The sequence below is a fragment of the Streptomyces sp. A01 genome (assembly GCF_059026195.1).
Genome location: NZ_JBWLKN010000159.1, coordinates 1 through 224 on the forward strand (window position 1 = coordinate 1; position 224 = coordinate 224).

Annotated in this window: 1 protein-coding gene; it reads left to right on the forward strand. The window is 64.3% G+C overall.

The features are described 5' to 3' along the window. On the forward strand, positions 1-224 hold a 224-nt coding region (locus tag AC5P1B_RS35990; RefSeq protein WP_493892245.1), incomplete at both ends, for a hypothetical protein.

The window sequence follows — 224 nt, forward strand, 5'->3', positions numbered from 1 at the left end:
GGCCACCACACCTTCATCGAAACCAGCCCCCACCCCATCCTCACCCACACCATCCACGACACCCTCGACACCACCACCACAGACACCAACACCACCACGGACACCAACATCGCCGGTACAAACACCACAGCAGCGGCCATCGAACCCCTCATCATCGGCACCCTGCGCCGCGACGAAAACGGCCCCCACCGCTTCCTCACCTCCCTCGCCCAAGCCCACACCCA